Origin of the sequence: Streptococcus macacae NCTC 11558, assembly GCF_000187995.2 — a bacterium.
Lineage (GTDB): Bacteria > Bacillota > Bacilli > Lactobacillales > Streptococcaceae > Streptococcus > Streptococcus macacae.
Genome location: NZ_AEUW02000001.1, coordinates 152340 through 171399, shown reverse-complemented (window position 1 = coordinate 171399; position 19060 = coordinate 152340). Strand labels below are relative to the sequence as shown.

The window sequence follows — 19060 nt, the reverse complement described above, 5'->3', positions numbered from 1 at the left end:
GAAAGAGCTGACCGTTTGAATGCCAGATAAAAGCTGAGAAAAAATCAAACGAGACCAAGGACTTTTGTCCCAGCCTCGTTTGATTGATTTTAAGAAAGGAAAATGTCTATTTTAATTCATTATTTTCCATAATTTCATCAATAAAGCCATATTTAAGCGTTTCTTTGGCATCCATCCAATAATCTCGCTCAGCATCCTTATGAATTTGTTTTACAGTCTTACCTGAATTATCTGATAGAATCTTTTCCAATTTCTTACGGGTTTTAAGAAGCTGTTCAGCGGCAATAGCCATATCAGTTTGCTGTGTACCGCCGCCTGTACCGCCCATTGGCTGATGAATGAGGTATTCAGCATTAGGCAGCATGAAACGCTTACCCTTTGTTCCGCTAGAGGCAATAATGGTGCCCATTGAAGCTGCAACTCCCATTACAATTGTCTGCACATCTGACTTAATAAAATTCATTGTATCAACAATAGCCAATCCAGCAGATACAGAACCGCCTGGTGAATTAACATAGAGGTAGATATCTTTGGTATTATCCTGCGCATCAAGGAAAAGAAGTTGCGCAATAATAGAATTTGCCATATTATCTTCAACAGGACCCGTCAGCATAATAATGCGATCTTTTAAAAGACGCGAATAAATATCATAAGAGCGTTCTCCGCGGCTCGTTTGTTCAATAACTACAGGAATCATATTTTACTTCTCCTTTAATCTAATTCAATCTTGGAGTTATTATATCTCATTGGTCAAGAAAGGTCAAATATTTACCTTAATTTTTTAAAAACTTTCTAGAAAAATCCAGAAAGTTCTAGCTTATTTTTAGACAAAGTAAAATGATTGTTCCTTGATCTTTTCCTTCATTTTCATGATCAGAAAAGTAAAAGTCGCTGGACTTTTACTTTGTACCAAACAAGCGATCGCCTGCATCTCCAAGACCTGGAACAATATAACCTTTGTCATTTAGTTTTTCATCAAGAGCTGCTGTGTAAATATCAATATCGGGATGTGCCTCCTGCAGTCTCTTAAGGCCTTCGGGAGCAGAAACAAGACAGACAAACTTAATATTGGCTGCTCCTCTTTTTTTAAGGGAATCAATAGCCAAAACAGCCGAACCGCCCGTTGCTAACATGGGATCAACAACAAAAATCTGACGCTGATCAATGTCTTCCGGCAATTTAACCAGATATTCTACAGGCTCCAAGGTTTCTTCATCACGGTACATGCCAATGTGGCCAACTTTAGCTGCCGGCACCAAACTCAAGAGACCGTCAACCATGCCAATGCCCGCACGTAAAATGGGAACAACAGCTAATTTCTTTCCTGCCAATTGTTTTTGGACAGTCTTTGTAATCGGTGTTTCAATCTCTACCTCTTCCAATGGCAATTCACGAGACACTTCATAACCCATAAGCATAGCAATTTCATTTACCAATTCGCGAAAATGCTTGGTAGAAGTATCAAAGCGGCGTAAAATAGAGAGTTTATGCTGAATGAGCGGATGCGAAATAACTTGAAATTTCCCCATAAGAATTCACCTTCTATATTATTTTCTTTATTATAAATTATAACATAAAAAGGATGGAGCAAAAAGACTATACCAAAATAGGGCATATTTCCTTATTGCTTCTGTCGTTTTCATAAATTATGCAAAGGTTTCAACAAGACGCTGACAGGCTTCTTGAATAACCTCTTTTGGCGCAGCCATATTCAATCGGAAATGTTTTTTTCCTTCCCGTCCATAGCTTAAACCATCATTTAAAATGAGTTTTGCCTCTTCCCTTATCTTTCGGCTCAAGGCACTGTGATTATCTGTATAATCTGAGAAATCTAACCAGACGAGATAAGTGCCTTCAGGTTTCATCACTTGGATTTTTGAATTTTTAGTCAAAGTTTCAAGGCTATAATTGATGTTTTCTTCAATAACAGTTTTTAACTCCTGTAGCCAAGGCTTGCCATAAGTATAGGCGGTTTCTGTTGCTAATAAGCCCAAGCTTGAAATTTCATGCTGATTATTAGCTAGCTGTCTCTCTTTAAAAGCTTGACGAAGCTCAGGGTTTTCAATCACTGCAAAACTGTTTTTGGTCCCTGCAATATTAAAGGTCTTGGTTGCACTTGATAAAAGTACAGTAAAATCTTTAAAGTTATCAGAAACAGTATTAATGGTATGATGTTTATGGCCAAAGAGAGCTAAATCCTGATGAATTTCGTCAGAAACCAGAATGACACCGTACTTACGGCAGATTTCTCCGACTTTGAGCAACTCCTCAGATGACCAAACACGCCCGCCAGGATTATGAGGACTGCAAAAAATAAAGATTTTTACTGCATTTTCCTTAATATCTTTTTCAAGCTGAGCAAAATCTATTTCAAAATGTCCATTTATTTCTATCAGTGAATTGGTAATAAGTTTTCGCTTATTCATTTTAACTGTCCGAGCAAAAGGAGGGTAAACAGGTGTATTAATCAATACTGCCTCTCCTTCTTTAGAAAATGCTTGAACAGCTACTGAAATAGCCGGAACAACTCCCTCGATCAAAATAAGGGCATCTCTTTCCACCAAGTAATCTTGCTCTTGCTTTTCCCAAGCTATTATAGATTGAAACAGACTTTCTTTTGGTGATGAATAGCCGTAAACGCCATATTGGGCAAAGTCTTCAAAAGCCTTTGTCATTTCTGGAAAGGTAAGAAAATCCATATCTGCTACCCACAATGGCAGTAAGTCTTTATCTTTTTGAACCTCTTTCCATTTGACAGAATTTGTTTTCAAACGGTCAGGCAGAGTTGTAAAATCATATTGTCTCATTTGTATCTCCTCAGTATTCCAAAGCTATCTTTAAATCATCAATTAAATCTCTCGCATCTTCAATCCCAATGGATAAACGTAACAAATCATCTGTCAGTCCATAAGAATGGCGGACATCAGCTGGAATATCTAAATGCGTTTGTGTTGCTGGATAAGTAATCAGACTTTCTACTCCTCCTAAACTTTCTGCAAAAGTAAATACTTGCAAGGTATTAAGAATATGAGGAATTCTTTTCTCATCAGCAATTTTAAAAGAAATCATACCGCCCTTTCCTGTATAAAAGACTTCTTTAACTGCAGACGAACTCTCTAAATAAGCAACAATTTCTTTGGCATTTTGTGTCGCCTTTTCCATACGCAGTTTTAAGGTTTTGAGTCCGCGCATCAATAAATAAGCATCCAAAGGTGAAAGGGTCGGTCCTGTCGTATTTTGATCATAAAAAAGTTTATCATAAATTTCGTCATCATTAGTCATCAAAACACCAGCAAGAACATCATTATGGCCTGATAAATACTTAGTCGCTGAATGCAAAACCACATCAGCACCTAAAACAAGCGGATTCTGATAAATAGGGCTGTAAAAAGTATTATCAACAATAACCCTAGCCCCATACTGATGAGCTCTTTCAGCAATTCTTTTAATATTAAATTCAATCATTAGCGGATTGGTTGGTGTTTCGATAAAAACATAATCCGTCTCTTCTGAAATAGCAGCCATCATATCGGCTTCTGTATTAGTATAAATAAAAGAAAAGCGTCCCATTTTTTCCTGTTCATTGAACCAACGAAAAGAGCCGCCGTATAAGTCACGCGCCGCAACCACCTTACTTCCAATAGGAAAACCATTAAACAGTAAAACAAGCGCTGCCATACCTGATGATGTTAACAAAGCATGCTGCGCCTTTTCAATCTTAGCCAGCGTTTCTTCTAAAACAGCACGCGTCGGATTCTTGGTTCGCGTATAGTCAAAACCTGTTGAATGGCCAAATTGAGGGTGCTGATAGGTCGTTGATAAATGAACAGGTGCTGTCAAAGCACCTGTTGCCTCATCGGTGTTAATCCCTGCATGTGCCAGAATCGTATCTAATCTGTAATCCTCAGTCATAGTTTTCTGCCTTTCAAGTCTAATGCTTTTATTTTATCACTTATTCCTTGATATAACAGCTCTTCTCTTTATTTTATTTCTCAATAGTTAGTTATAAAAGGAAACTATATTAAAAAATAGAAGTCTGAATGCTCTGAAAGAATCATTAAAGCTTCTATTTTTTAAGTCTATCTTTTTTGGCATCCTTACAGCCAGCTTGACCGCTTAAGATAAAAAAGAGCCAAGAATATCCGCAGCTCTTTTTGAAATTTTTCACGAAATACTTATCAACAGCCAACTAAAAGAAGTTAGTCAGGGCCTAAACTCTAGCTAGGCAGATATCAATAACCCCCTTGAACCGCAGCCTTTTTGTCTTTTTAGTTGAGATGTAATCTTCGACGCAAAGCTTCTGCACGACTGCCCAGCATTTTATCAAGTAAACGTGTCACTAAGGCTAGAATTCCATAGACACTAACACCTATTGCTCCAACAATTACAATATAAATGAGACTGGCTACTCTGCCCGTATCTGTCAAAACAAATCCTAACAGCCAGGCAGCTGCAGCAACTAAAAAGGCCATAATAGCAGTTAATATAATAACTAACAAGCTGGTACGCCTAACAGCAAGGCGATTGAAGCCTGTGATTTTTTGAATTTGAAAATACATGAGCACAATAGGAATAAGTAAAGCAATTGTTGTTGATAAAATAGGTCCATAAGCATGGAAGAAATAAATAAAAGGCGTCTGCAAAATAAATTTAGCAATAACACCGTAAACGAAGTAGCGAATGGCCTTGCGATTTTCAAATAAAGCTTGCAGCATAGGAGCCAAGACGGTATAAATAGCTAATATAATGGTTTGCAGCAAAGAAGCAATAAAAAGCCCTAAGGCCTGTCCTTGCGGCAGACCATAAAAAATAGTATAAAGCGGTCTTGCCAAAATAACAGAGCCCACAACAGCTGGAATCATAAAGAGCAGCAGCATCTGGAGATTATTGACAACTAAACGTGCAGCAGCTTTTTTATCTTTTTTAACAAAATTTTCGGTTAATAATGGAATGCCTACCCCCGCAATTGCTGTGGCAACAGCAATCAAAATCATAGTGACCTTACCTGGATTTGTCGAAAAATAAGCAAATAGAACTTTTAATTCCCGATTGCTGTAATCTGTAAACATAGCCATACTGTTACCAAAAGTAAATTGATCAATCAATTTGAAAACCTGAATGGCTGAACCGGTAATAATAAAAGGAATAGCTTCTTTTACTGTCTCAATGAGAAGATCTTTAGTATCAATATCAACATTTTCAGGCTTTTTGCCAAATAGGGCATCTAGCAAATTGTTTTTCCATAAAAAGAAAATGAGGACGGCTATACCTGCAAACATTCCTATAAAGGCTGCAAAGGTTGATTGCGTAACAGCTTCCACATAGTCTTTTGAGCCTAATTTCATGATAAAAAAAGCTGTTAAAAGCATCCAGATGACACGAACTACCTGCTCAGCAATCTGGCTCATCGCATAGGGTTTGAGATTATTGAATCCCTGGAAAAAACCTCTTAAAACACTCATAGAAGGAAAAACAAGAACCGCTAAAGTTAAACTTCTAAGAACCGGAACTAACTCTTTTCCGCCTCGGCTCATAGTTGCAAAAACAGGCGATCCTAAATACATAACAGCAGCAAATACAGCACCAAGGACTGCCATAAAATGCAGGATTTTACGAACAAGATAACTGCTCTTTTTTGGATCTCCTAATGTATTATACTTAGAGACCTGTTTAGCAACTGCAACTGGGATCCCCACTGTTGAAATCAGTAAAAAAAGGGCATAGATTTCATAACCCATTCCAAAGAGCGCATTAGCTTCCGGCGCAAATCTTCCCATCCAAGCATACCAGGGAATAATATAAACAGCTCCAAGGAGGCGGCTGATGAAATTTCCAGCAGTTAACCAAGCAGTTCCTCGAACCATCTGCTCCTGCTGAGTCATTTTTGTTTGTTTATCAGACATTTAACTTCTTTCTAGAGTTTTGATAAATTTATTATAAACTTTTGATTGATACTTGTAAAACACTAACTTTAAGTCTAAAATAAAAGGTATGATAACAATTGAACAAATCTTAGAAATCCTTAAAAAAGACAATAACTTTCGTGAAATTATTGATAACGGCCATTATCAATATAAGTGTTCCAACATGACTTTTCACCATATCTCTTACGATAGCCGCGATGTTCATGAAACGACACTCTTCTTTATAAAAGGTGCAGCCTTCAAAAAAGAATTTCTTAAAGATGCTTTGAAAAAGGGACTGCGTTTTTATGTTGCTGAAAAAGATTATCAAGTTGGAATCCCTGTCCTTCTTGTCAATAATATCAAAAATGCCATGAGTCTGATTGCTAAAGAATTTTATGGTAATCCCCAAGATAAACTAAAGCTTCTTGCTTTTACAGGAACTAAGGGCAAAACAACTGCTGCTTATTTTGCTTATCATATTTTAAAACAAAGCTATCGCCCGGCTATGCTTTCCACCATGAGTACAACCTTGGATGGCAAAACATTCTTTAAATCAAAACTAACAACTCCTGAAAGTTTAGATCTTTTTAAAATGATGGCGCAGGCAGTTGATCATGGCATGACCCATCTCATTATGGAAGTTTCCAGCCAAGCTTATCTGGTTGGCCGCGTTTATGGTTTGACTTTTGATGTTGGTGTTTTTCTTAATATCAGCCCTGATCACATTGGACCGATTGAGCATCCTACTTTTGAAGATTATTTTTATCATAAACGGCTCTTACTAAAGAACAGCCGTTATGCCATTGTCAACAGCCAAATGGATCATTTTGCCCTTGTCCAAGAACAGGTGACTGACCAAGGACATGATTTTTATGGAAATACTTCTAACAATCAAATAATAAACAGTAAGGCTTTCTCATTTGATCTGACTGGTAAATTAGCGGGGCATTATGATATTCAGCTGACTGGCTCCTTCAATCAAGAAAATGCGCTTGCCGCTGGGCTTGCTTGCTTACAGCTAGGAGCTAGTCAAGCCGATATTCAAAAAGGCATCGCTCAAACAACTGTACCAGGCCGTATGGAAGTCCTTACGCAAAGAAATGGTGCTAAGGTTTTTGTTGATTATGCACATAATGGTGATAGTTTAGAAAAACTGCTGTCAGTTGTTGAAGAACATCAAAAAGGTAATATTTTTCTTATCCTTGGAGCCCCCGGAAATAAAGGTCAAAGCCGCCGTGCTGATTTTGGCCGTGTTATCAATGCCCATCCAGCTCTGCAAGTTATTCTAACCGCAGATGACCCTAATAATGAAAATCCTCAGCTTATCTCAGAGGAAATTGCCAGCCATATTAAACGGCCAGTAGATATTGTTGTTGATCGCAAACAGGCCATTCAAAAAGCAATGTCATTAACTCAGACTGAAAGCGATGCTGTCATTGTAGCTGGCAAGGGAGCTGATGCCTTTCAAATCGTCAAGGGACAGCGTGCAGAATATGCTGGTGATATTGAAGTGGCTAAAGGCTATCTTTAAGCTGAAAATTTTGAAAAGTAAATTGTCATTCCTTGGTTAGAGTTAAAATCTGTTTGAGATTATTTGGCCCCAAAAAATAACTAATAATTTAGGAAGTAGGATACAGGTATGCTTATAACAATTGGTTTAGGAATTCTTTTTGTCATCATTTTAGGTTTTCTTTTCATTCTTATCATGAGATTTTATCATGATGTTAAATACAGATCGCAAAGAATGGATAATATTCCTGCTTATTATGCTAATCCTAATGAACTTTCTCTCTATAAAACCGATGTCGCTGGTCTTACAATTGAACACGTAACAGGAGACTATCTTAATGGTTTCAAGATGATTCCAAACGATATCAAGCATAGAGGAGTTGTTGTGACTTTTGGCGGTTCTGATGGAACTCCCGCTTATGAGCAAGCGGTTCAACTCGCTAAAGAAGGCTATCAAGTTTTAGCTCTGTTTTTCTTTGGTATGCCCAATCAGCAAAAGACACTTGCTAGGGTGCCTGTGGAATATTATCAAGAAATTGAGAGTTATATTTCACAGCATTTTAATCAGCCTGATGTGATTACTTTAATCGGAACATCTAAAGGCGCAGAATATGCCTTACTTCTTGCCAGTCTTTATGATTCCATTGATAATGTCGTTCTCTATGCTCCTTCTAGCTATGTTTATGCTGGTTTGGATTTTAAAGATTATTCTTCCTCTTGGTCACAAAATGGCGAAGCCCTGCCTTACTTAGATGTCCGCTCAGAAAGTTCTCTAAAACTCTTCTATGACTTTTTAGTAAAAGCACCTATTTCTTATTATAATACCTACAAGCAGATTATAAAAAAAGATAAAGACAGCGAAGAGAAACGCATTAAAGCTGAAAAGACAAAGGCCAATTTTCTCATTTTTGCTGGAGAAAAAGACGCTATGTGGCCAAGTGCTGAATCGGCCAGACTTATAGCAAAGTATCATCCCGAACACACGCAAATAGCTATCTATAAAGAAGCAGGGCATCTTTTTGCTGGAAGTGGAATTGTTGGCAGCCAAGGCGTTTATCTGTCAGTCGGCGGAAATAAGATGGCTAATGAAGCTGCTAAAAAAGACAGCGACCAAAAACTCAAAGAACACTTAAAAATTTGGCATGGCTAGTTGATTTTCTTTTTAATAATAATCATTTTAAGCAATCATTTGAATGATTCTAAATAAGTGTCAAGCAATTCAAAAAATTCTAACTTTCTACTTAAAAAGGTTTATTAAAGCCTTTTTTCTATGCTATAATAAACATAATTTTTAGAAAGGAGGCTAAACATGTCAGATATTCGTGCTGAATCCATTCAAGTTGCTTATGATAAGAATATTATTATCAGGGATCTCAGTCTTCAAATCCCTGATCAGAAAATCACGACTATTATTGGCGCTAACGGATGTGGTAAATCAACCTTATTGAAAGCTTTAACACGTATTCAAGCTATTGCAAAAGGGCAAATTTTATTGGATGGCCAAGCTATTAGCCAATTGCCAACAAAAGCAGTTGCTAAAAAATTAGCTCTGTTACCTCAAGTTCTAGAAGCAACTGAAGGTATTTCAGTTTATGAATTGATCTCATATGGGCGATTTCCCCATCAAAAATATTTAGGAAATCTTTCTGCAGAAGATAGGAATAAGATCCACTGGGCAATGGAAGTGACTAAAGTGTCTGATTTTGCCAAACTGGATGTTGATAATTTATCAGGCGGTCAGCGTCAGCGTGTCTGGATTGCAATGGCCTTGGCTCAAGATACAGATACCATTTTTCTGGACGAACCAACAACTTACCTTGATATGAGTCATCAATTAGAAATATTAGAATTACTGCAAAGACTCAATCACGAAACACAAAAGACCATTATTATGGTTCTTCACGACCTTAATCTATCTGCTCGTTTCTCTGATCATCTTATTGCGATGAAAGACGGACAAATCAAATATCAAGGCAAAGCGCAAATGATTATGACACCTGCTGTTTTAAAAGATATTTTCCAGATAGATGCTCAGATTACCCAAGATCCTATCCACAAACGACCTGTTCTACTGACTTATCAGTTAATATAGATTTTAGGAGATAATTATGACTTTCAAAAAAGTTTTAACACTCTTTATAACATTTGCTGCTGCTTTTACTCTTGTTGCCTGCAGCAATTCATCATCAAAATCATCCGATACCAAAAAAGAAGCTGTTTCAAGCATGCCAAAAATTTCTGGTGTATCCTACTATGGTAAGGTCCCGCAATCACCTAAGCGCGTGGTTAGCATCACCTCAACTTATACGGGTTACCTCTTAAAATTAAATCAAAATCTTGTTGGTGTTTCTTCTTATGATAAGAAAAATCCTGTTCTCAAAGACAAGGTAAAAAAGGCTAAGCAAGTAACGTCAACAGATCTTGAGGCTATTACAGCTTTAAAGCCTGATCTTATTGTTGTTGGATCAACAGAAGAAAAAATTGATCAATTAAAGAAAATTGCACCTGTCATTTCAATTGAATATGGCAAACGCAATTATCTTGATATTTTTTCTGATTTTGGAAAAATTTTTAAGAAAGAAAAAGAAACCAAACAATGGCTTAGCGCTTGGAAATCCAAAACAGCTAAAGTCAAGAAAAAACTAAACAGAGCGGTTGGTAATGATGCAACTTTCACTGTTATGGGACTTTTTGAAAAAGAAACTTACTTATTCGGTAACAACTGGGGACGCGGCGGCGAAGTTATCTATCAAGCACTTGGATTTAAGGCTCCTGAAAAAGTAACCAAAGAAGTCTTTCCAAAAGGCTATTTATCCATATCACAAGAAGTTATTGGAAACTATATTGGTGATTATGTTGTGGTTGCTGCCGAGGATAAAAAAACCGGCTCTTCACTTTATGAAAGTAAGGCTTGGAAAAATATCCCTGCTGTGAAAAAGGGACATGTTATTAAAGTGAATGCCAATGCTTTTTACTTTAATGATCCTTTGACATTAGAATACGAATTGAAGACTCTTGAAAAAGGGATTCTAAAGGCAGCCAAATAGGAGTAAGTGATGGAAAATCTTATCCAGAAAAATAAGCCAAAAATATTTTGGCTTGTTTTTTTCATAATATTTATAGTTTTTATCAGTGGTTTTTACTTTAGTCTAAGATTTGGTGCTATCAATTATTCCAATAAAACCTTAGCAGAATTATTAAGCCATCCCTTAACATCCTCTAAAGCTCAGAATGTAGTTATTGATATCAGACTGCCGCGTATCATAGCTGCTATTTTAGTTGGTGCTGCTATGGCAGTTGCTGGTGGTATCATGCAGGGGATAACCAGAAATCCTATTGCTGATCCTGGTCTTTTAGGAATCAATGCTGGTTCTGGTTTAGCTCTCATTATTGCTTATGCTTTTTTTAAACAGCTTCATTACAGTTTTATTCTTTTAATATGCCTTTTAGGGGCAACGTTAGCTGCTATTTTAGTTTTCTCTTTATCTTATTCGCCTAAAAAGGGATACAATCAACTGCGGCTCATTTTAGCGGGTGCCATGATCGCAACTCTTTTTAATGCCTTTGGGCAAGCTATTACTATTTACTTCAACCTATCTACTTCAGTTATCGGCTGGCAGGCTGGCGGATTGGCAGCCATTAATTGGAATATGATCAAAATCATTGCTCCCTTTATTCTGATTGGTTTAATCTTAGCTCAGCTTTTTGCACATCAATTAACGATCTTAAGTCTCAATGAAACAGTTGCCAAATCATTGGGTCAAAAAACGTTTATGATGACTGCCATCCTTTTAAGTTTAGTTTTAATTCTATCTGCTTCTGCTGTTGCCCTTGTGGGATCTCTAGCCTTTGTTGGTTTAATTATTCCACATTTTATCAGAATGTTTGTTGGCAGAAATTATCGCTACATTCTTCCTCTAACAGCTTTTTTAGGAGCTGCTTTTATGCTCTGGGTTGATTTGGTCTGCCGAATACTAAATCCAGGTTATGAAACCCCTCTCAGTGCTGTTATCAGCATTATTGGATTGCCATGCTTCTTATGGCTAATTAGAAAGGGGAAGCAATTATGATAAATTCTGTAAAGATAAAGCGTGTTTTTCTCTGCTTAATCTTCTTGCTCTTTATTTTTAGCCCCATTTCACTTTCAATTGGCCAAGTTCGTTTTTCTGTCTTTGATATTTTAGATATTTTTCTAGGCCGTTCTTCCGATGCTATGGTTATGATTATTACCAATATTCGTCTGCCAAGAATCTTGGTTTGTCTCTTTGCAGGAGCCTCTCTTGCTCTAAGCGGTATGCTGCTGCAAACACTGACACATAATCCTTTGGCAGACTCAGGAATTTTAGGTATTAATACTGGTGCTGGCATAGTTATTGCTTTGACGATTTCTTACCTGAATATCGAAAATCGCCTGATCATTAGTTTTTTGCCAGTAATGGCTATGTTAGGCGGCTGTTTTACTATCTTACTTGTCTATTTCATTGCGCGTCAGAAAAATAATAATATCAGCCCAACACGCTTAATTATTACAGGAGTTGGCGTCAGCACCATGCTCTCAGGAACTATGGTTTCTATTGTTGGCAGTATCAATCGGTATAAAGTGGATTATATTGTTCATTGGCTGAGCGGGCAAATTAGCGGAGACAATTGGACCACCTTGCTGATTTTAGCACCATTATTAGTTTTTCTTTGGCTTTGGACCTACAGCCGCAGCCAGACTTTAAATATTATGAATTTAAATGATCATACAGCTTTGGCTCTCGGATTACGTTTGCAAAAGGAGCGGCTAGTCACATTAATCCTTGCAACGAGTTTAGCTGCTTTTAGTGTTATCTTAGTAGGCAATATCGCTTTTATTGGTCTGGTTGCTGGACATATTGCAAGGAGGCTATTAGGGAGCAATCACTTTATCAGTTTACCTGCCGCCATGCTGATTGGTATGCTGATCTTGTTACTTGCAGACACTGTCGGACGGGTCTTTCTCATTGGCACAGGTATTCCAACAGGGCTTATCGTATCTATTTTAGGTGCTCCTTACTTTCTCTACTTGATGACAAAAGCAGATAAATAAAAGAGAGGTCCGTTTTATTGTTTAATAAACCTCTCTTCAATATGTCTTAAAAGCCCGCGCTGCTGCAAGTTTTTCACAGCTTATTTATGCCATCATTGGTCTGGAATCTTGATTCCAGATCTTTTTATTGCCAAAAGAAGCTGTCAACTGGCCTTTTTGCAGGATATGTCCTTCCATAGCTTTTAAAAGCTGTCTTTTTCTTGTCCAAAAGTTTAAGTGCAAAGAACAATCTAAACTATAGATCGTAAAGCGATACTTATGGTTTTGACCTAAAGGCGGCTTAGGACCAGCATAGCGATGCCAGCCATAAGCTATACCTTGTCTAGCCTCTCTAGGATCCGCTACTTCAAAACCAGGAGGAAAATGAGCTTTAATATGACTGGAAGCGGGAAGATTCCAGATCAGCCAATGCGTAAACTCCTTTTTGAGAGGATGGGTCAAATCTTCCAAAGTAATAGCCAGTGTTTTAGCATGAGGAGAAAGATTTTTGATATAAAATTCAGGTGACCTATCTTCACCTTTTCCTGTATGCTCAAGCGGAAATTCCCCGCCTTCAGGAATGGTGGGACAAATAAAATCCAGTTTTTCTATCATATCAAACACCTCCATCCTACTTTCGTCATTCATTTTTTAATAAATTGGGATAGCTATCCCACAACTGAGATGAATAAACTTTGGCCTGATTAGATTCTTTGACAGCCTGCCAAAGAATTGAAGCTATTTTCATTTTATTTTTGATAGCAGCAGTCCTTTTATCTGCACAAAAATCCTTATAAAATTGATTCCATTGGCAGGAACGATTATCATATTTTGCGTAATCAGATTTTCCAGCATAAATATCTAAGAGATCTTGGATAGTAAAGTTAATATCATTTTCAGCCTTAACTTTTCGCCAAGCCGTTGCCATATCTGCAGTAAATTTAAAGGGTTCAACTCCGGTTTGCCGAGCAAAATATTCCCTAAATTTTTGGTTAAAGGCAAAGCCGCATAGCAGCAAAGAACTAGATAGGCTTACCTCCTGCACCGTCTTTGGACGAACAGTCTTTTCGTTAGACTCTTTAGGAAGATGCCCTGCAAAATAAGCTTTTATCCTGTCATTTAATTCCTGCTTTATTCCCGAATGTGCCAGGCCCAACTGCCGACAAATTTGCAGCAATTCTTTTTGATACCAATAATAGCTGCAAAATTCCTCATAAGTTTTAATTTTAAAAAAATCAGGACGCTTTACCATCATCTACTCCTTCTTATGACAAACAGCTTCAATATTATGGCCATCTGGATCTAACAAGAAGGCTGCATAATAATTAGAATGATACTTTTTTCTAATCCCAGGGGCACCATTATCAGCCGCACCTGCCTTTAGACCAGCTTGATAAAAAGCTCTCACTTTCTCTCGTGTTTGGGCATTAAAAGCAAAATGCATTGGCGGAAACTTTTCACCCTGTCTAATCCAAAAGTCCCCTGCAGGATCTGTACTGCAGGCTTCTGCAAAACTAAGGCCGAAAGAACTGTCACATTTTAGCTCATAGCCTAAAGGTGCTAAAGTTGCTTGATAAAAGGCTTTGCTGTTTTCCAAATTTTTTACAGTAATACCAAAATGATCAATCATAAAAAAACCTACTTTCTATTATTATACCTTTTTTCAAAATAAGATGATATTAAAAGATGTCTAATGATGAAACCCCAATTTATTAAAGTCATACCAATCCTTTATTTCTTTAGAGTTCTTAAAATCCAGCAAAAGCATAATTTCTCTGGCAAATTCCAAAGCCGCTGTTCCATTTGCTGTCACAATACCGCCGTCACTGACTGCCTGCTCTTCTACATAGAAGTCTTCTCCTTGATAATGAGGAGCATTTTCTTTCATCAGTTCAAGAGTATTGCCAGTGTGTTTGACATGATCTAAATAGCCATTTTGAGCTAAAAAATTAGTAGCAGCACAAATAGCAGCAAGCAAAATCCGATGATGTGCTGCATAATCCACTACAGGTAGGATTTCCGTATTTTTCTCTGCCAGCCAGCTATCCCCACCAGGAATAATCAGCATTTTAAAATCTTCAGGATAGTCAGAAATATCATAATCAGGAATCAGACAAAAACCTCCCATGGATTTCTTAGGCTGCTTGTTTGCACCAATGGTTTTAATCTGAAAAGGGCTGTCCTGCCTGTTTAATTCTGAACAAACATAAGCTGGCTCCCAGTCTGCATAACCGTCAAAAATATAAACAAGAATATCATTTTTCATTCTTTCTGCCTGCTTTCTACTTTATCAGCTATTAGTATAAACTAAAAAAGATGACAACCTTATGTCATCTTTTATAAAATAATTTGATTTCGTCCAACTTTCTTTCAACCAACTGCTGTAATTCAATTGGCGCAAGAACTCTGACCTTTGTTAGTAATTGAAAGACTAAATCGCAAGCCATCGCCAAATTTGACGTATAAAAAGTAATCACTCCTTCACCTTCAGAAGCAGCTAATAGGGAAGCATCCAGCACCTTAGTTATGGAAAAAGCATCATCAGGATGATAAGCTAAAACAACTTTGTTATAACCTTCAAGAGGCTCTAAGGAAAAGTCAGAAGAAGCCCTGCTTTCTAAGTTCAGAGCTGGACAAGGCCGAACTTGGAATTTTTCTTTTAGCAAGGTTAAAGAGACCATACGCTGCAGTTTAAAAAGACGAAAATCCTGACGTTTTTGGCAAAAAGCATACAGATACCAATCTGAATCTTTAAAGACCAATTGATAAGGCTCAATGACTCGCTTTCTTCTCCCAGATTTTGAAATATAATCCAGCAAGACATAAGATTTTATGTCAATGGCCTCTTGCAAACTTTTAATTTTCTTTTGAATAAAACCATTTGAATACCAAGAAGAAAAGTTAATATAATGATCTGCCAAAAGTCTGCCGTCTTCTTCAGGCAGAAGCTTCACTATTAAGGCAGTTAATTCCGGCTGCTGTTTAATACTTTGCAGTCCCTTTAAGGCAGAGTAGAGATTTTTAGTATCTGTCTTTGATAAAATCCGTTTGTCTATTTTATAATTTTTCATCAAGGACAGACCTCCCTTACAGCCAGTATAGGAGGTGATAGGAATACCCGATTGATTAAGGCTTTCTAAATCTCGATAAATGGTTCGTTTGGACACTTCAAATTTTTCTGCCAATTCCTTAGCTGTAACCTTATTTCTCTCCGAAAGCAGTAATAAAATAACCAATAATCTTTCTACTTTCATTTGTCCCCCTATTTCTCTTAAACATGATAAAAAACAATGACATCCTATGATATGAAAATGAATTTTTCTTTATCAAAGGTCATATTTAGGCTGTAAGTCTGCTCATCTAGTGATGTCAAGTAACCCAGAATAGTAAGACTGTCCACAAAAATATCACGCCGCTTCTGCTTAACAATTTCCTTGCGGCCAAATTTCAAAAGAAAGCTTGTCATATACTTAAGAGCATATTCTTGATTAACATCTCCTAATAGATCATACAGCGGCTTTTGTTCCCTTGATAAGGGGAGTTGCTCTTTGAGTTTAAAAAAATAATTAGACAGTGTTAAGGAGTCTCTGGTGATATTCGTTTCTTCAACGATAAGAGCCGCATTGGTGCGATTAGGTAAACGCGTTTCAAAATTGACTTGTAATAGATCTTGATAAACAGCAGAGTCATCATCTACAAAAATCTGACTATCCAATGTCAGACCATCAAGCGTTTCTAATAGTTCAAAAGCATTATAGTAACGCTTATTTTGACGTAAGATATAGCCCGCCTGTACATAATCTTCAATAGAGCGCTCTAGATGCTTAATAGCAGCAAAATCTTTTTTTATCTGGCGAAGATTAACATCATTATGTTTTTGCAAATAATTAATAAACTCCAAGAAAAACGGCTGACGGGCTAACTTATCAGCATTAAAAATTTTAATCATCACATTCTCCTAAATCATTAAAATAGGGCAGTCCTCACTAACTAGGGACCAACTTGTAAAGATTTCAGTTTTGCCTTTTATTGTAACACAAAAAAGAAGATAAGAACCAAGGCCATCTGGAGACTTATCTTCTTTTATTTTTCTAGCCATTAAAACTTTGAGTCAATTGAGGGACAACTTGTTTCTTACGCGAAACAGCACCCTTCAAGAAAGCATGATTGTCTTCAAGTTTAAAATTGAAGGCTGCTTCTACTTTATCTGTGTTATTGCCTAAGGCCAAGATTTCTGAATTTGAATTCAAAATATCAGTAATCATCAAAACAAAATCAGAATAGTTATTAGCTGCTTGTGACGCCTTAATAGCTTCTTCAATTTCAGATTGACGTTCCAAAACGTCATTGATATCAACAGTATTTACTTGGGCCACACGCACTTGATTGCCATTAAGTTCAAATGTTTTCGCATCAATGTCAACGAGTTCCGCAGCTGATTTGTTAGCTAAATTGGTACCCGCTTTAAGCATAGCTAAACCATATTCTTGTAAATTGACACCAGCGATTTTAGCCAATTCTTCTGCAACTGCTGGATCGCTAGCATGTGTTGTTGGTGATTTTAAAAGAAGTGTATCTGAAATCAGACCTGACAGCAGTAAACCGGCTATTTCTTTAGGGATTTCAGTACGTGTCTCCTTAAAAGCTCTAAAGACAATAGAGGAAGCTGATCCAACAGGTTCCAAACGCATATAGAGCGGATTAGCTGTCTCAAAATTGGCCACACGATGGTGGTCAATAACAGCTAAAATGTCTACATCTCGAATATCAGAGATAGACTGCTGAAATTCGTTATGATCGGTCAGAATAACCTGACTAGCACCTTCAGCTTTAGCAGATTTTACAATAGGCGGTGTCTGCACTCCAAAATAATCTAATACAAAGGCTGTTTCTTCATTGGGAGCACCTAAAGCTACCATTTCAGTATTGCGTCCCCAAGCAGTCTGTTCTAAATAAGACCAAGCATAAGATGATGCAATCGCATCTGTATCAGGATTTTGATGACCAAACACTAAAATTTTAGACATAATTCTACCTCACATTTATTAATCAGTTTATTTTATCAAATTTACTTAAATTTATCAAAAGCTCTTTTCTTAAAACTTTGCAGGATCTCCCGCATATTGGGCCCATTTTTGACTTAAAAAGTTATCATTGATAGTGTAGTGAGGCAATTTTTGTTTCTCAGTCAGAAAAGGACGGACTGCCTTATCAAAAGCCAGCCAGCCATTCCAGCCAAGATGGATAGTATCCTGCATAAAGTAAGGTTTATGTCCATCTTTTGATAAATCCGCAATATTGGTGAAACCTTGACTTTGCAGCTGATATTTTATTTTTTGAACTGTTTTTTGATATAGCTTTTGATTAAGACCTGTGTATTTTACCCATTTACTATTTACAGGCGGGATAACAAAAATAGCATTTGTTTTTGAAGCTGCCAATTGTGTTAGGGATAACTGTAAATCATTGTATTCTGGTGATTTTAGATAAGATAAATGTTTTTGAAAACCCTTTAACTTATGATACTGTCCTTTAATGCGTTTTTTATAAAAACTATCTTTAATCGCAAAAGGATTTGATTTTGTTTGCATTTCAGCATCATGTGTTGCTATTTGTTCTAATTTTTTATAAGAAAAGGCTTTAGGTAATTTTTGGCCCCGTTTTTCAACTTGATGAGCATAATCACTATTAAAATCAAAATGCCCAAAAAGAGCTTCCTCTTTTTTCAAAAAGGTCTTGGTTAAACGAAGCCTGATCCGATCAAAAGAAGAAAGCTTTTTACCATTAGCAACTTTCTTGACTATTGAAGACATGCTGATATCAGGCTTTATTTTTAATAAGCGTTTAGCTGCATATTGATCAGAAGCATTACCAGTCTGCTTTAAGAGAAAATCTACCAGCTGCTCTGAACTGAAATACTGCTGGAATGCTGCTGCATTTGTTCCCTTTTTAACGAACCATTGCGGAGAAATAACATATACTGCTTTCTTACCTTGTAATTGCCGGCTGATTTGCTGCATTCCAAAATAATGCGACAGAGAAGTTGTCCCTTTTTGCCCAAGGAGGTAGGGACGATAAGAGCGCTTGTAGCGCTCGGCCAAAATCGAAGGATGCATACTATCAAAACGTTTCCATTCACTTGAGCCAAAAAAAGGCACAAATTCATGCTTTTTATCACTCAGAGAGCGGACTTTACGATTTGTATTTTTAAAACTAGCTGGCGAGAGAGCAACAGCATCATTCTTTTCTGCAGTGTAATTATGCTTTAAACCTTTGGCAGGATAAAGCATAATAAGAGAGAAAACCAAAATAAGGGCACAAAAAACCGGCCCTAATATCAACCATAAGCGCTTAAGCATTACGTAACTCCGTTACTCCTTCAACAATTTTATTGGCCGTATTCCAATCATCACGTCCAAATTCTGAAACAGGAACTGTAATGTCAAACCGACTTTCCAATTCAACAATTAATTCCACAGTTCCCATACTATCTAAAATCCCAGCATCAAATAGATCTTCATCCATCATATCTGACACATCTTCCATGAAAAGTTCATCAATAATTTCTAATACTTCTGATTTTACGTCCATTATC

The 19060-nt window shown here is 37.0% G+C and carries 20 protein-coding genes; 6 read left to right on the top strand and 14 right to left on the bottom strand.

Annotation, left to right across the window (positions count from 1 at the left end; all coding sequences use genetic code 11):
- Positions 1-106: 106 nt before the first annotated feature.
- From clpP to STRMA_RS00890, 5 genes are all read right to left on the bottom strand, one after another.
- Positions 107-697 carry an ATP-dependent Clp protease proteolytic subunit ClpP gene (clpP, locus tag STRMA_RS00910; RefSeq protein WP_003079031.1) on the bottom strand — a complete coding sequence of 197 codons (591 nt, stop codon included), beginning with the start codon at positions 695-697 and terminating at the stop codon, positions 107-109.
- Positions 698-899: 202 nt separating this feature from the next.
- On the bottom strand, positions 900-1529 hold the full coding sequence (upp, locus tag STRMA_RS00905; protein ID WP_003080738.1) for a uracil phosphoribosyltransferase: 630 nt from the start codon (positions 1527-1529) through the stop codon (positions 900-902).
- Positions 1530-1646: 117 nt separating this feature from the next.
- Positions 1647-2807: a MalY/PatB family protein gene (locus tag STRMA_RS00900; RefSeq protein ID WP_003081123.1), complete on the bottom strand. Its 1161-nt coding sequence runs from the start codon at positions 2805-2807 to the stop codon at positions 1647-1649.
- A 10-nt stretch (positions 2808-2817) separates the two neighbouring features.
- A complete protein-coding gene (locus tag STRMA_RS00895; RefSeq protein WP_003079223.1) occupies positions 2818-3912 on the bottom strand; it encodes a cystathionine gamma-synthase in 1095 nt (364 codons plus the stop codon).
- Between the two features lie 356 nt (positions 3913-4268).
- Complete coding sequence (locus tag STRMA_RS00890; RefSeq protein WP_003081892.1) at positions 4269-5903, bottom strand: putative polysaccharide biosynthesis protein; 1635 nt, start codon at positions 5901-5903, stop codon at positions 4269-4271.
- 88 nt (positions 5904-5991) lie between these two features.
- On the opposite strand from STRMA_RS00890, the gene STRMA_RS00885 reads away from it, so the two are divergent.
- From STRMA_RS00885 to STRMA_RS00860, 6 genes are all read left to right on the top strand, one after another.
- Positions 5992-7437, top strand: coding sequence for a UDP-N-acetylmuramoyl-L-alanyl-D-glutamate--L-lysine ligase (locus STRMA_RS00885; RefSeq protein WP_003082148.1), 1446 nt, complete (start codon positions 5992-5994; stop codon positions 7435-7437).
- Between the two features lie 108 nt (positions 7438-7545).
- Positions 7546-8565, top strand: coding sequence for an acyl-CoA thioester hydrolase/BAAT C-terminal domain-containing protein (locus tag STRMA_RS00880; RefSeq protein ID WP_003080918.1), 1020 nt, complete (start codon positions 7546-7548; stop codon positions 8563-8565).
- 159 nt (positions 8566-8724) lie between these two features.
- On the top strand, positions 8725-9507 hold the full coding sequence (locus STRMA_RS00875) for an ABC transporter ATP-binding protein (RefSeq protein ID WP_003080538.1): 783 nt from the start codon (positions 8725-8727) through the stop codon (positions 9505-9507).
- 16 nt (positions 9508-9523) lie between these two features.
- The gene (locus STRMA_RS00870; protein ID WP_003079190.1) at positions 9524-10462 is read left to right on the top strand and encodes an ABC transporter substrate-binding protein; all 939 of its coding nucleotides are present in this window, start codon (positions 9524-9526) and stop codon (positions 10460-10462) included.
- A gap of 9 nt (positions 10463-10471) precedes the next feature.
- Positions 10472-11485, top strand: a complete 1014-nt coding sequence (locus tag STRMA_RS00865) for a FecCD family ABC transporter permease (RefSeq protein WP_003081011.1) — start codon at positions 10472-10474, stop codon at positions 11483-11485.
- The gene (locus tag STRMA_RS00860) at positions 11482-12486 is read left to right on the top strand and encodes a FecCD family ABC transporter permease (protein WP_003079798.1); all 1005 of its coding nucleotides are present in this window, start codon (positions 11482-11484) and stop codon (positions 12484-12486) included. The genes STRMA_RS00865 and STRMA_RS00860 overlap by 4 nt, the downstream gene beginning before the upstream one ends.
- Positions 12487-12570: 84 nt before the next feature.
- On the opposite strand, the gene STRMA_RS00855 is transcribed toward STRMA_RS00860, so the two are convergent.
- The 9 genes from STRMA_RS00855 to dltC form a co-directional block, all read right to left on the bottom strand.
- On the bottom strand, positions 12571-13080 hold the full coding sequence (locus STRMA_RS00855) for a YbhB/YbcL family Raf kinase inhibitor-like protein (RefSeq protein ID WP_003079339.1): 510 nt from the start codon (positions 13078-13080) through the stop codon (positions 12571-12573).
- Positions 13081-13105: 25 nt separating this feature from the next.
- A complete protein-coding gene (locus tag STRMA_RS00850; RefSeq protein ID WP_003081216.1) occupies positions 13106-13717 on the bottom strand; it encodes an SAP domain-containing protein in 612 nt (203 codons plus the stop codon).
- Between the two features lie 3 nt (positions 13718-13720).
- On the bottom strand, positions 13721-14095 hold the full coding sequence (locus STRMA_RS00845) for a VOC family protein (RefSeq protein ID WP_003078890.1): 375 nt from the start codon (positions 14093-14095) through the stop codon (positions 13721-13723).
- Between the two features lie 60 nt (positions 14096-14155).
- Positions 14156-14731 carry a type 1 glutamine amidotransferase family protein gene (locus tag STRMA_RS00840; RefSeq protein WP_003080655.1) on the bottom strand — a complete coding sequence of 192 codons (576 nt, stop codon included), beginning with the start codon at positions 14729-14731 and terminating at the stop codon, positions 14156-14158.
- 64 nt (positions 14732-14795) lie between these two features.
- The gene (locus tag STRMA_RS00835) at positions 14796-15719 is read right to left on the bottom strand and encodes a helix-turn-helix transcriptional regulator (RefSeq protein WP_003080677.1); all 924 of its coding nucleotides are present in this window, start codon (positions 15717-15719) and stop codon (positions 14796-14798) included.
- A 44-nt stretch (positions 15720-15763) separates the two neighbouring features.
- Positions 15764-16414, bottom strand: a complete 651-nt coding sequence (locus tag STRMA_RS00830) for a DUF1803 domain-containing protein (protein ID WP_003079123.1) — start codon at positions 16412-16414, stop codon at positions 15764-15766.
- A gap of 142 nt (positions 16415-16556) precedes the next feature.
- A complete protein-coding gene (locus STRMA_RS00825) occupies positions 16557-17492 on the bottom strand; it encodes a manganese-dependent inorganic pyrophosphatase (RefSeq protein WP_003078642.1) in 936 nt (311 codons plus the stop codon).
- Between the two features lie 69 nt (positions 17493-17561).
- The gene (dltD, locus tag STRMA_RS00820) at positions 17562-18824 is read right to left on the bottom strand and encodes a D-alanyl-lipoteichoic acid biosynthesis protein DltD (protein ID WP_003081509.1); all 1263 of its coding nucleotides are present in this window, start codon (positions 18822-18824) and stop codon (positions 17562-17564) included.
- Positions 18817-19056 carry a D-alanine--poly(phosphoribitol) ligase subunit DltC gene (gene dltC, locus STRMA_RS00815; RefSeq protein ID WP_003082141.1) on the bottom strand — a complete coding sequence of 80 codons (240 nt, stop codon included), beginning with the start codon at positions 19054-19056 and terminating at the stop codon, positions 18817-18819. The genes dltD and dltC overlap by 8 nt, the downstream gene beginning before the upstream one ends.
- Between the last annotated feature and the right edge of the window lie 4 nt (positions 19057-19060).